Here is a 12308-nt window from a genome sequence, read left to right as displayed (position 1 = left end):
CCCGTTCCGGTCGGCCCGGTCGCGGCGGGCGGCATGTCGAACCCGAGGGAGATGACGACGATGCACGATCTCGTGGGCGCGGTCTGGCGTACCAGCAGCCGCTCCAATGACCAGGGTCTCTGCGTGGAGGTGGCCGACAACCTGGCCCGCCGCCACGGCGTGGTGGGTATACGTGACTCCAAGGACCAGGCCGGGCCGGTGCTGACGGTCAGCCCTCGGGGCTGGAGCGCGTTCGTCGGTGCGATCCGCGACGGCGACTTCGCCCGCTGACCGCCCAGGGTCTCCGGGGCGGACGATCTGCCCCGGAGCCCCGGATCATGATCTCGCCGCGTCGGCCGCTGACCTCCGCCGCAGCGCAGCCTGACCGCAGCCTCCGGGCCGTTCCGACTGGTGGGTAGGGTGCCGGGCGGGGAGGTGCGGCATGGGGTGGACGACGGGGCAGCGGCGGATCGTGGCAGCGGTGGCGGCGACCGGGGTCGCGGCGGCACTGGCGCTCGTCGCGTACCGCGTCCTGGCGCCGGCCGAGGTCAGCACCACCGCCCGAGGCGACTATCCCGCGCGCAGCCAGCCGGCACCCGGGGTGGTGGGCCGGCTGCCGGTCGCCCCGTTGATCGTGGACGGCAGGCTGCGGGTGTACGCGGCACAGCGCCAGGTCTACGCCGACCAACCGGCCGACGGCCGGCACCGGAGCACGCCGTACTGGTCGTACCGTCGGTGGCCGGCGACCGTGGACGCGGTGGTGGCGAGCGGTACGACTGTGGTGAGCCGGTGGTCCGACGGCATGCTGGTGGCCCTCGACGCGCGTACCGGGCAGGTCGCCTGGCGTGCGGACGGCCCTGAGCCGGACCGGGAACGGGTCACCCGACGGACCGGGTCGGCGATCGTCTGGCAGCCTCGTGGCGTCTCCGTGGTCCGGACGGCCGACGGCCGGCATGCGGTGGTGACCTCCGGTGCGGGCGAGGTGCGCGCCGTGGACCTGGCTGGCGGCGCGCAGCTGTGGCAGGCCGAGGTGGGGCGTGGTTGCCGGGAGCCGGTCGGCGGCAGCGCCGACGGTCAGCTGCTCACCCTGGACCGCTGCGACGGTCCGACGGTAATCGAGTTCCGGGACGCGACGACCGGGAAGGTGGGCGACCGGTGGCGTCCTCCGGATGCCGGTGACGAGCTGACGGCGACCCTGATCGGCTGCGCTCCGACGGGCTGCGCGGCGTTGCGTACCGCCGGTCCGGACGACATGTCGGCCCGGGGTTGGTTGATCGGCTCCGGTAAGCCGGTTGCGGCTCGGGTGCTCGACGCAGCGGACGCCGAACTGCTCGACGGGACGGCCGTGACCCTGACGGACGGGCTGCTCGTCGGCCGCGCGGTGCGTAACGGCACCGAGCGCTGGCGGGCGTCGGTCGGGCCGGGCCGGTTGATCGCCGTTCAGTCGGGCCGGGCGCATGTGTTGACAGTGGAGAACGAGCTGGTCACGGTGGACGCGGCAAGCGGCCGTGAGCTGTCCCGGTTCGTCCTGAACGTGGGCTCCGACGGCACCGGGTGGGTGCCCGGGTCGGTGTACGCCGCTGACGGATACGTCGCGGTCGAACGGCTGCGGCGTCCAGTCGACCTCGATGGGGACGACCACGCTTACTACTTCACCGCAGAACCGTTGATCGTCGCCGCAACCTGATCAGCCCGAATATCCGCAAAGCGGACAAAGAAGACATATGCTGCTGGTTGTAGGTTGCGGGCCGGTCCGCTGGGGGATGGCGGACCGGCCCGGTACTGCGTGGGGAGCCGGGCTCAGCCCAGCGCGGCCTCGGCGGCGGCCAGGAAGGCGTCGTTCTCGGCCGGGGTGCCGATGGTGACCCGGACCCCGTCACCCGGGAACGGCCGGACGATCACGCCCCGAGCCTCACACGCCTTGCCGAACTCCAGCGCCCTGTCGCCCAGCGGCAGCCAGACGAAGTTCGCCTGGCTGGCGGGCACGTCCGGGATCAACTTGCTCAGCGCCTCGGTGACCCGCTCCCGCTCGGCGATCACCAGCGCGCACCGCCGCTGCATCTCGTCGGCCTGGGCCAGCGCGGCCAGCGCCCCGGCCTGCGCCGCCATGCTGCTGGAGAACGGCGTGACGACCTTGCGTACCGCTGCCGCCACCTGCGGCTGCGCGACCAGGAACCCGATCCGTAGACCGGCCAGACCCCAGGCCTTGGACAGGGTGCGCAGCACCGCCACGTTGGGCCGGTCGGCGTAGGTCAGGCCGTCGGGCACCTCCGGGTCGGTGACGAACTCCCGGTACGCCTCGTCGATCACCACAAGCACGTCGTCCGGCACGTCGTCCAGGAAACGGTCCAGTTCGGCGCGGCGGATGGCGGTGCCGGTCGGGTTGTTGGGGTTGCAGACCAGGATCATCCGCGTCCGGTCGGTCACCGCCGCGGCCATCGCCGCCAGGTCGTGCCCGTGCCCGGCGTCGTTGGGCACCTTCACGCTCGTCGCGCCGCTGGTCGCCGCGATGATCGGGTACGCCTCGAACGACCGCCACGCGTAGACCAGCTCGTCACCGGGCAGGCAGGTGGCGCGTACCAGGTGCTCGGCCAGCGCGACCGAGCCGCAGCCGGTGGCGATCCGGTCGGCGTCCACCCCGTACCGGTCGGCGAGCGCCTGGCGCAGCGCCACCACGCCCATGTCCGGGTAGCGGTGCACCCCGGCGGTGGCCTCGGCGACCGCCTCCACCACACCGGGCAGCGGGCCGTACGGCACCTCGTTGCTGGCCAGCTTGATGGCCTCCGGCAGACCCAGTTCGCGAGCCAGGTCGGCCGGGCTGCGGCCGGGCACGTAGTTGGGCAGCGCGTCGAGGTCGGCACGGGTCAGCCGCACTGTCGGCTGGCGTCCGGTGTCGGTCATGGGGCATCTCCGGGTGGGTTGGCGCCGTCGGCGGGGGTACGGGGAACCTTGACCACCACGGTCTGCGCCCGCTTGTCGTGCAGCGCCTGTCGCAGCGGGTGGTCGAAGAGCGGGGAGAGTGCGTCGATCAACTGGAGCAGCAGACCGAGGCCGCAGCAGTACCAGAGCAGGGTGGGCAGACCGAGGGTGTTCCATCGACGCAGCGCGCGGCCGAACCCGAGCGGGGCGTCGGCCTCGACCGGTACCGCCCGGATGCCCATCAGCCGCTTGCCGAAGCTCTGCCCGCTGGCCGCCATCGACGGCACCTCGTACGCCAGCCAGAGCATCGTGGCGATCAGCAGAATCACCACGATCAACGACCCGGTCTGGTCGCCGGCCTGCGGCAGCGGTTCGGTGTTGCGTTCCGGGTTCTGCAGGCGGCGGCCGAACTCGTTGAGCGGCACCGAGACCTCGTCCAGCAGGCGCGCGACGAACCAGCCGTTGACCAGCACGTTGAGCAGGAACACGATGCCGAAGTCGATGAGTCTGGCACCGAGCCGAGCGCCGAAGCCGGCCAGCGGCATACCGTGCGGCCGGGGCTCCGGTGGCCGTCCGGGCCAGGTCGGGTACGGCCAGCCGGGCGGTGGCCCGTGCCGCGGATCGCCGGCCGGCGGCCACTGCTGCCAGCCGGCGGGCGGGGGATGCCCCGGGGGTGGGCCCCCGACCGGTGTGCCCGGCGGGGTGATCTGTGTGCCGGGCGGGGCGGTTGGTGTGCCGGGCGGGGTGGCCGATGTCACCGGCTCGGGTTCCGGTGTCGGTTCGGGCTCGGGCGGGGGCGGGCCTTCGGGTGGGGTGGCGTCGACCGGGATGGGCGCGCCGATCCAGCCCTCGCCGTCCCAGTATCTGCGGGTTTGCGGGTCGGCGGGGTCGACGTACCAGCCGGGTGCCACGCTCACGGCGCGGCCTTGCTGTGCTCGGTCACCTGGCCACCTTAACGACGACGGTCCCGGCGAACTTGTCGTGGAGGCACTGCTGCCAGGGCTTGTCCCACAGCTGCCAGAGGCCGTCGACGTAGCTTCCGCCCGGCACCAGCGACCCGCCCACGAACTGCACGAGGTACCGCTTCCCGGCCATCCGCCGATCAAGGGTCTGGGTCGGGTCGAGCGGAACCACCCGCAGTTTCATCACCCTCTTGCCGAAGGTCTGCCCGGTCCGCTTCATGTACTCGACGTGATACAGCCAGTAGAACCCGAACATCACCACGAACAGCGCGCCCTGGAGGAGCAGCATCGGCAGCATGATCTCCGTGATGAGGTCGCTGGGGTCCGCCAGGCTGCCGTCCGGGTTGGTCTCCGGAGTCACGGAGAGGATCCGGAAAGCGAATGTCAGGAAGAACGGCATGAACAACAGCAGCAGGGCGGCGGAAGACATCGCGACGTCGATCAGGTACGCCAGCAGCCGGTCACCGAAGCTGGCCAGCGGCTGCCCACCCGGCCCCAGCACCGGCGGTGGCGGTCCGCCCGCCCACTTCGGTGGCGGCTGACCAGGCGGCCAGCCCGGTGGCGGCTGACCCGGATGCCAGCCGGGCGGCGGGCCACCGGGGACGCCAGGTGGGGGTGGTGAGCCGGCCCAACCCGCGGGGGGTGGGGCGTACTGGGGCGGGGGGCCGGTGGGCGGCAGGGCGTCACCGGCGACGGGCGGCGGCCCACCGATCGGTGAGCCGCCGCCGGCCGGCGACGTGGGGTGGGGTGAGGGCTGGGTCACGCTCGACAGTGTTACAGGTTGCCGCGCTTCTCCTGCTCGCGCTCGATCGCCTCGAAGAGGGCCTTGAAGTTGCCCTTGCCGAAGCCGAGGGAGCCGTGCCGCTCGATGAGCTCGAAGAAGACGGTCGGGCGGTCCTGCACCGGCTTGGTGAAGATCTGGAGCAGGTAGCCGTCCTCGTCCCGGTCCACCAGGATCTTGCGGGCCTTCAGCTCCTCGATCGGTACGCGTACCTCGCCGATGCGGGCCCGCAGCTCCGGGTCGTCGTAGTACGAGTCCGGGGTGTCCAGGAAGTCGACGCCCGCCGCCCGCATCGCGTCGACGCTGGCCAGGATGTCGTTGGTGGCCACGGCGATGTGCTGCGCGCCCGGGCCCTGGTAGAACTCCAGGTACTCGTCGATCTGCGACTTCTTGCGGGCGATCGCCGGCTCGTTGAGCGGGAACTTCACCTTGCGGGTGCCGTTCGCGACCACCTTGCTCATCAGCGCCGAGTAGTCGGTGGCGATGTCGTCACCGACGAACTCGGCCATGTTGGTGAAGCCCATGACCCGCTTGTAGAACTCGACCCACTCGTCCATCCGGCCGAGTTCCACGTTGCCGACCACGTGGTCGACGGCCTGGAAGAAGCGCTTCGGCTGGATGCCGGCGTCGATCATCGGCTGCCGGTCCACGATCGGGCCACGGGCGACGAAGCCGGGCAGGAACGGCCCGGTGTAGCGGGACCGGTCGATCAGGGTGTGCCGGGTGTCGCCGTACGCGGCGATGGCGGCCATCCGGACGGTGCCGTGCTCGTCGCTGACGTCGTGCGGCTCCAGCAGGCCGGTCGCGCCCTGCGCGGTGGCGTGCGCGTACGCGGCGTCCACGTCCGGCACCTCCAGCGCGATGTCGCTGACACCGTCGCTGTGCTTGGCCACGTGCTCGGCGCCGTCGGCGTCGGGGCGTACCGCGCCGGTGAGCACGAACCGGGCCGAGCCGCTGGTCAGCACGTACTGGGCGTGGTCGCGGTGGCCCTGCTCCGGACCCCGGTACGCCACGCAGGTCATGCCGAAGGCGGTGGAATAGTAGTGCGCGGCCTGCTTGGCGTTGCCGACCAGGAAGTGCACGTGGTCGAGGCCCTTGACCGGGAACGGGTCACGGGCGATGTCGTGGTCGACGGCGCCGACGAGGGCATCGACGTCGACGTCGTCGGTCGACTGGGGTCGGTCGATCGCCTGGGTCATGGTGGCCTCCCTTGCGTACCGGCCGGCCTGCTCGGCCGACTCTGTGCTCGTTCCCCGGACTATCACCGTGACCCCGCTCACTGAGCAACTGTCGGCTCAATCGCTGGTCAGGTTGCACAACAAGTAGGGTGATCAGTCGTGAACCCTGGACAGGATGTACAGCTCGACGCGCTGGATGTCAGCCTGATCGAACTGCTCGCCGCGGAACCGCGGATCGGTGTACTGGAGTGCTCCCGTCGCCTGGGGGTGGCTCGCGGCACCGTCCAGGCGCGGCTCGACAAGCTTGTCGACCGGAAGGTGATCGGCGGATTCGGGCCGGAGGTGTCGCCCGCCGCGATCGGGTTCACGGTGACCAGCTTCGTCACCCTGGAGATCAGTCAACGGCACGGGCACGTCCCGGTGGCCAGCCATCTGGCCGGGATTCCCGAGGTGCTGGAGGCGCACACCATCACCGGCTCCAGCGACCTGCTCTGCCGGATCGTGGCCCGCTCCAACGCCGACCTGCAACGGGTGATCGACCAGATCGTCGCGTACGAGGGCATCCGCCGCGCCTCCACCATCATCGCCCTCGCCGAACAGATCCCGTACCGCGTCCTGCCGCTCGTCCGCTCCGCCGTCCGGGGCGAAGGAAGGGCACCTTCTTAACGTCTCCGGTAGAGCAGGGGTCCCCTTTTAACACGGATCAGTCGGCGACCAGCGCGTCACCGAGCGGGGTGCGCCGGTAGCTCACGGCTCGGCCGGTGCGGATCCGGCTGACCAGCCCGGCCTCCCGCAGGACCGTGAGGTGGTCGCCGACACCGCCGAGGCTGAGCCCGAGTTGAGCGACGAGTTGGCTGGTGGTGGCGGGCAGGGCGAGCGCCCGCAGCACCGCCGCCCGCGAGCGGCCGACCAGCCGATCCAGGGCGTCGTCGGGGCGGGCCGGGTCGGGCGGCCCGAGCAACTCGGCCACCCCGGAGGCCCGGTAGACGATCGCGTACGGCCAGGGCTGCTCTACGTACGCGATCAGGGTGCCGAAGACGGTGGGCACGAAGAGCAGGCCCCGACCGGCCAGCGAGTGGGTGTCGGGGTCGTTGCTGTCGATCTCGATGACGCCGACGTCACCGGGGATCCAGCGCAGCCGGGGATCCAGGTCGGCGACGGCCGCACCCCAGCCGTAGGCGAGCAGGCGACCCGCCCGACGGACCAGGTCGCGCTCCAGGATCGCGCGCAGACGCGGCCAGTCCGGCTCGACAAGCGCCTGCCAGGCCGCCTCGATGGCGTCCGCGATCAGGTCGACCACGTTCGGCGCAGCGTAGATCCGGCGGGCGTACGCCGGTGGGGTGGCCCGGGGTCCGGCGAGGTTGCGGGCCAGCTCGTCGCGGGCCTGCGCCAACGGGGTCGCCCGGACCACGGCCAGTTCGCCGTGGAAGTCCCGGGCCGTGCCGTCCGGCGGCGGCTGGATGAAGTCGGCGTTGTAGCCGCCGCGACGCAGCAGCGCCAGTAGCGCCCCGACCGCCGGCACCTCCCGGCGCAGCCGCTCGTACGCGGGCCGGGTCCGGGCCACCCACGGCCCCAGCCCGTCGGAGGCCCGTTGACCGGCGTGCAGCCGCAACGCGGACACCGTCTCACCCAGCGGAGAGACGGCGTACCGACTGGCGGCCACGTCGGCCGGGGTGACCTCGATCCGCATCCCGTACCTTTCGCTTGACAGCGAAAGGATAGAGCGGACCGGGGCCTTCGACCAGGCTGATCACCGTGACCGACACGCGTACGCCCACCGCCGAGCGGCCGGCGACCTTCGGCGACGTCTTCGCCGTCGCCGAGTTCCGGGTGATCTTCGGCAGCTTCGGCATCTTCATGATCGGCGAGACGGTGAAGATGCTCGCCCTCTCCGTCCTGGTCTACGAGCGCACCGGCTCCGGCTTGCTGGCCGCGCTGGCGTACGTGACCGGGTTCCTGCCGCACGCGCTCGGCGGTGTGTTCCTGCTGGCTCTGGCGGACCGGATGCCGGCCCGCGCGCTGATCGTCGGGTACGACCTGTTGCGGCTGGCGGTGGTCGTGGTGCTCGCCACCGGCGTGCTGTCGCCGCCGCTGATGCTCGGCCTGGTCGCCGTTGTGGCGCTGTTCGGCCCGGTCAGCAGTGCCGCGCGGACCGCGCTGCTGCCCGAGGTGCTGCACGGCGACGCGTACGTGTTGGGACGGTCGCTGCTCTCGGTGGCCGCCGGGGGCACCCAGGTGGCCGGCTTCGCCGTCGGTGGTCTGCTGCTCGGGCTGGTCGGGCCCTACGGCGCGCTCTGGCTGACCGCGCTGACCTGCGGCCTGTCCGCGCTGCTGGTACGCGTCGGGCTGACCCGCCGTCCCGCCCGGATCCGCACCGACCCTGCCACCGATGCCGTGAGCACTGGTGCCGTGGGCCCGGCCAGCGGTGCCGGGGGCACAGCCGTGGGGCGCGGCAGGGGTGGTGCCGTTCGGGAGACGCTGCGGGTCAACCGGCAGCTGCTCGCCGATCGCCGGATCCGGGGACTGCTGCTCGCCCAGTGGCTGCCCGGCTCGCTGCTCGTCGGTGCCGAAGGCGTGGCGGTGCCGTACGCGGCGCAGTTGGGGCCGGGCGCCAGTGCCGGCGTACTGCTGATGGCCGGTGCGGGCGGGATGCTGGTCGGTGACCTGGTGGTGGGTCGGTTCGTGGCGCCGGCGCGCCGGGAGCGGTGGACGCCCTGGCTCGCGCTGCTGCTCGGCGTACCGATGCTGGCGTTCCTGGCCGGTCCGGGGCTGCTGCCGGCGGCGGCGCTCTTCGCGGTGGCCACCGCGGGCTTCGCCTACCAGCTCGGGCTGGCCCGGCGCTTCCTCGACGCGGTGCCCGAGTTGCGCCGGGGGCAGGCGTTCGGGCTGGTCAACACGGGGATGATGGCGATGCAGGGGCTGGCGGCGGCGAGCGCGGGCGGGCTGAGCGAGTGGCTCGCCCCGGGCGTGGTGATGGCGGTGGCCGGTGCCGCGTCGATCGCCGCGACGCTGACACTGTGGCCGGTGCTGAAGCCTGCCGCTCACCCGCGTTAACAAGGGGCCCTTCTACTACCGGAGGCGTTAATAAGGTGCCCTTCCTTTCACGACACGCGGTGGGGTGCGCGCAGTGGGAGGTGCGGGTGGCTACCGTGTTCCGGTGGCGAAGGGCAGCGGCCTCGGCGTGCGTGGCTGGCTGCTGCTTGGCCTGACCACGGTCGTCGCGCTGGCCGCCACCGGAGTCTGGAATCCGTTTCCTGGTATGTGGGACTGGGTGAACAGGCGGTCGCCCATCTCCGAGCCGGACCTCGTCTGGCAGCAGCGCATCGGTGGCACCCCGCGCAGCGTCACCATCGCCGGGGAGACGGTGGTGGTCGAACAACGCACCCGGGTCGAGGCCCGCAGCCTGGCCACCGGCAGCCAGCTCTGGGAGCGCAAGGCCGACTGGAGCGCGGTGGCCGGCGGCGGTGCCGAAGCCGTGGTCGCCGTCGGTCGCCTGCTGGTCAAAGGGTACGAGGTTCTCGACCCGACCACCGGCGTGACCCGTCGGCGCGACAACGACGCGGTGGCCGTGTGGACCTACCGCAACCTGCTGCTCGACGCGCGTTGCCTGGCGGCGACCGACTGCACCCTGAGCGCCTGGGAACCGCGCGGGGTCACCCCGCTGTGGACCGCCTTCCTACCCGGGGTCAGCAGCGGCCTGCTCGCCGACAACCCGAATCTGCTCGACAGTCGTCGGCTGTCCAGCCCCCGGATCCACGGTGAGGTGGCGGGCCCGGAGACCGTACCGGCGCTGCTCGGCTTCCCGGTCGACGGGCGGGTGCACGTGGTGGACACCGCCACCGGTCGGGTGTTGCAGAACGTGGAACCGGAACGTGACGAGCGGCTCGCGGTGATCGGGGGCCGGCTGCTGCGCATCGTCGCCCGCTCCCAGGACGGCAACTGCTACTTCACCATCTCCGGCCGGGACGCGGCCACCGGGCAGGAGACCTGGCAGCGTTCCGGGCTCAACCTGCGTACCGCCGACAGCGCCGGGTGCGTGCAGCGGGAGGACCCGTACGGCGCCCGCAACGTGCTGGTCGGAGTCGCCCCGGACGGGCGGGAGGCGATCCTCGACGGGTACGACGGGCGGCTGCTGCTGGCCACCGAGAACTCCGAACGGGTGCTCGCCGTGGACGACCGGTACGCGGTGGTGCGCACCGCCGGCCGGGACGGGATCTCCGGCCGGGAACTCAGCTCAGGTCAGGTGCGGTGGAACCGGCCGAGCGGCGAGAAGGCGGGTGCGGCACTGACCCCGTACGCGGCCGTCGTCGCCGACGAGAAGCCGAACCGGCTGGTGGCCCTGGACCCGCGTACCGGCCGGGAACTGGTCGCGCTGCGCACCTCCGCCAACGCGCTGGCGGTCGGCCCGGCCGGCATGGTGATCGGTGAGGGCCGTGAGATCGGGTACATCCGCTTCGGTGCGGCGAGCGGCGACCCGGCCCGTAATGGTGATCCGGGTCGCAACGGCGACGGGAGTGTGCCGGGGCCGGCGGGCAGTCCCGGCGCGCCGGGGCCGCAGGGCAGCTGCGGGCCGAAGAACGAGCTGTGCAGCGACCCTGATTCCGGCAAGTGACGCCGTCCGCCGGGCCGGACGAGGGTGAGCGGCACCACCCCACCCGGTGGGTAGGAGTGATCGAACCTTCTGCCCTAGGCTTTGCCGTCATGGGCGAGCGTCAGCGAGCGAATCACGGGTGTAGTGCGGTGGTGCCCCACGGCGGCACGGAGCGCAGTGGAGTGGCGGCATGAGCACGGAATTCTCGTACGCCCCGCTGTTGCCGACCGGGCCGGACCAGACGGAGTACCGCCTGGTCACCGACGAGGGCGTCGACGTGGTGAACGGCCCGGGTGGTCGCCGATTCCTCACCGTCGACCCGGCCGCGTTGACCGCGTTGACCGCCGAGGCGATGCATGACATCGCCCACTTCCTGCGGCCGGCGCACCTGGCCCAGCTGCGGTCGATCATCGACGACCCGGCGGCCTCGCCGAACGACCGGTTCGTCGCGCTGGACCTGCTGCGCAACGCCAACATCGCCGCCGGCGGAGTGCTGCCGATGTGCCAGGACACCGGCACCGCGATCGTGATGGGCAAGCGTGGCCGGCACGTGCTCACCGACGGCAGCGACGCCGAGGCGATCTCCCGCGGCGTCTGGCAGGCGTACACCCGACTGAACCTGCGCTACTCCCAGCTCGCCCCGCTGACCATGTGGGAGGAGCGCAACACCGGCAGCAACCTGCCCGCCCAGGTGGAGTTGTACGCCGAGGACCCGGACGGGCACCCCGACGCGTACAAGTTCCTGTTCATGGCCAAGGGGGGCGGCTCGGCCAACAAGTCGTACCTCTACCAGGAGACCAAGGCACTGCTGAACCCGACGCGGATGATGCAGTTCCTGGAGGAGAAGCTGCGGCTGATCGGTACCTCGGCCTGCCCGCCGTACCACCTGGCCGTGGTGATCGGCGGCACCAGCGCCGAGTACGCACTGAAGACCGCCAAGTACGCCTCCGCCAAGTACCTCGACGCGCTGCCGACCTCCGGCTCGATGACCGCGCACGGCTTTCGTGACCTGGAGCTGGAGGCGGAGGTGCTGGAGCTGACCCGCAACTTCGGCATCGGCGCGCAGTTCGGTGGACGGTACTTCTGCCACGACGTACGGGTGGTGCGGCTGCCCCGACACGGCGCGTCCTGCCCGGTGGCGATCGCGGTCTCCTGCTCGGCCGACCGGCAGGCGGTTGCCAAGATCACCCCGTCGGGGGTGTGGCTGGAGCGCCTCGAAACCGACCCGGCCCGCTACCTGCCCGAGGTCACCGACACGCAGCTGGACACCACCGAGGTGGTACGCGTCGACCTGAACCGGCCGATGGACGAGATCCGCGCCGAGCTGTCGAAGTACCCGGTCAAGACCCGACTGTCCCTGACCGGCCCGCTGGTGGTCGCCCGGGACATCGCGCACGCCAAGATCGCCGAGCGGTTGGACGCGGGCGAGCCGATGCCGCAGTACCTGCGCGATCACGCCGTCTACTACGCCGGCCCGGCGAAGACCCCGGAGGGCTACGCCTCCGGCTCCTTCGGCCCGACCACCGCCGGCCGGATGGACGCGTACGTCGAGAAGTTCCAGGCTGCTGGCGGCTCGATGGTGATGCTCGCCAAGGGCAACCGCTCCGCTCAGGTGACCCGCTCCTGCGAGCAGCACGGCGGCTTCTACCTCGGCTCGATCGGCGGCCCGGCGGCCCGGCTCGCCCAGGACTGCATCAAGCACGTCGAGGTCCTGGAGTACGCGGAGCTGGGCATGGAGGCGGTCTGGAAGATCGAGGTGGAGGACTTCCCGGCCTTCATCGTCGTCGACGACAAGGGCAACGACTTCTTCGCCGAGGTCACCAAGCCGGTGCTTACGATCGGCCGCCGCTAAGAAAACTGAGGATTCTGAGTTCCCCTTGATTTTGAGGGGACGGCTG

At 71.7% G+C, this 12308-nt stretch carries 11 protein-coding genes; 6 read left to right on the top strand and 5 right to left on the bottom strand.

Annotated elements, in window-relative coordinates; all coding sequences use genetic code 11:
• Nucleotides 1-60 precede the first annotated feature (60 nt).
• Nucleotides 61-270: a DUF397 domain-containing protein gene (locus tag C1A38_RS01060; RefSeq protein ID WP_102656020.1), complete on the top strand. Its 210-nt coding sequence runs from the start codon at nucleotides 61-63 to the stop codon at nucleotides 268-270.
• A 151-nt stretch (nucleotides 271-421) separates the two neighbouring features.
• Nucleotides 422-1666 carry an outer membrane protein assembly factor BamB family protein gene (locus C1A38_RS01055; protein ID WP_102655948.1) on the top strand — a complete coding sequence of 415 codons (1245 nt, stop codon included), beginning with the start codon at nucleotides 422-424 and terminating at the stop codon, nucleotides 1664-1666.
• Between the two features lie 113 nt (nucleotides 1667-1779).
• On the opposite strand, the gene hisC is transcribed toward C1A38_RS01055, so the two are convergent.
• The 4 genes from hisC to hppD are packed head-to-tail and all read right to left on the bottom strand — an operon-like array spanning nucleotide 1780 to nucleotide 5840.
• Complete coding sequence (gene hisC / locus C1A38_RS01050; protein ID WP_102655947.1) at nucleotides 1780-2880, bottom strand: histidinol-phosphate transaminase; 1101 nt, start codon at nucleotides 2878-2880, stop codon at nucleotides 1780-1782.
• A complete protein-coding gene (locus tag C1A38_RS01045) occupies nucleotides 2877-3815 on the bottom strand; it encodes an RDD family protein (protein ID WP_102655946.1) in 939 nt (312 codons plus the stop codon). The genes hisC and C1A38_RS01045 overlap by 4 nt, the downstream gene beginning before the upstream one ends.
• Nucleotides 3816-3837: 22 nt before the next feature.
• A complete protein-coding gene (locus C1A38_RS01040; RefSeq protein ID WP_233196551.1) occupies nucleotides 3838-4623 on the bottom strand; it encodes an RDD family protein in 786 nt (261 codons plus the stop codon).
• Between the two features lie 11 nt (nucleotides 4624-4634).
• Entirely contained in the window at nucleotides 4635-5840 is a 1206-nt protein-coding gene (hppD, locus tag C1A38_RS01035; RefSeq protein WP_102655944.1) for a 4-hydroxyphenylpyruvate dioxygenase, read from the bottom strand.
• Between the two features lie 138 nt (nucleotides 5841-5978).
• On the opposite strand from hppD, the gene C1A38_RS01030 reads away from it, so the two are divergent.
• On the top strand, nucleotides 5979-6485 hold the full coding sequence (locus C1A38_RS01030) for an Lrp/AsnC family transcriptional regulator (protein WP_102655943.1): 507 nt from the start codon (nucleotides 5979-5981) through the stop codon (nucleotides 6483-6485).
• Between the two features lie 37 nt (nucleotides 6486-6522).
• On the opposite strand, the gene C1A38_RS01025 is transcribed toward C1A38_RS01030, so the two are convergent.
• The gene (locus C1A38_RS01025) at nucleotides 6523-7509 is read right to left on the bottom strand and encodes an ArsR/SmtB family transcription factor (protein WP_102655942.1); all 987 of its coding nucleotides are present in this window, start codon (nucleotides 7507-7509) and stop codon (nucleotides 6523-6525) included.
• Nucleotides 7510-7574: 65 nt separating this feature from the next.
• Here C1A38_RS01025 and C1A38_RS01020 point away from each other — a divergent pair, with 65 nt between their 5' ends.
• The 3 genes from C1A38_RS01020 (at nucleotide 7575) to C1A38_RS01010 (ending at nucleotide 12262) form a co-directional block, all read left to right on the top strand.
• Nucleotides 7575-8873, top strand: a complete 1299-nt coding sequence (locus C1A38_RS01020; protein ID WP_502696908.1) for an MFS transporter — start codon at nucleotides 7575-7577, stop codon at nucleotides 8871-8873.
• Nucleotides 8874-8976: 103 nt separating this feature from the next.
• A complete protein-coding gene (locus tag C1A38_RS01015; protein WP_102656019.1) occupies nucleotides 8977-10431 on the top strand; it encodes an outer membrane protein assembly factor BamB family protein in 1455 nt (484 codons plus the stop codon).
• A 169-nt stretch (nucleotides 10432-10600) separates the two neighbouring features.
• The gene (locus C1A38_RS01010) at nucleotides 10601-12262 is read left to right on the top strand and encodes a fumarate hydratase (RefSeq protein ID WP_102655940.1); all 1662 of its coding nucleotides are present in this window, start codon (nucleotides 10601-10603) and stop codon (nucleotides 12260-12262) included.
• Nucleotides 12263-12308 lie beyond the last annotated feature (46 nt).

It is taken from the genome of Verrucosispora sp. ts21, assembly GCF_002879555.1.
GTDB lineage: Bacteria > Actinomycetota > Actinomycetes > Mycobacteriales > Micromonosporaceae > Micromonospora > Micromonospora gifhornensis.
The sequence above is the reverse complement of the archived record's forward strand: the minus strand, read 5'-3'. Positions and strand labels throughout refer to the sequence as shown.

Coding starts and splice junctions, on each gene's coding strand:
- C1A38_RS01060 (WP_102656020.1), top strand. CDS start 61: ATGCACGATCTCGTGGGCGCGGTCTGGCGTACCAGCAGCCGCTCCAAT.
- C1A38_RS01055 (WP_102655948.1), top strand. CDS start 422: ATGGGGTGGACGACGGGGCAGCGGCGGATCGTGGCAGCGGTGGCGGCG.
- hisC (WP_102655947.1), bottom strand. CDS start 2,880: ATGACCGACACCGGACGCCAGCCGACAGTGCGGCTGACCCGTGCCGAC.
- hppD (WP_102655944.1), bottom strand. CDS start 5,840: ATGACCCAGGCGATCGACCGACCCCAGTCGACCGACGACGTCGACGTC.
- C1A38_RS01025 (WP_102655942.1), bottom strand. CDS start 7,509: ATGCGGATCGAGGTCACCCCGGCCGACGTGGCCGCCAGTCGGTACGCC.
- C1A38_RS01010 (WP_102655940.1), top strand. CDS start 10,601: ATGAGCACGGAATTCTCGTACGCCCCGCTGTTGCCGACCGGGCCGGAC.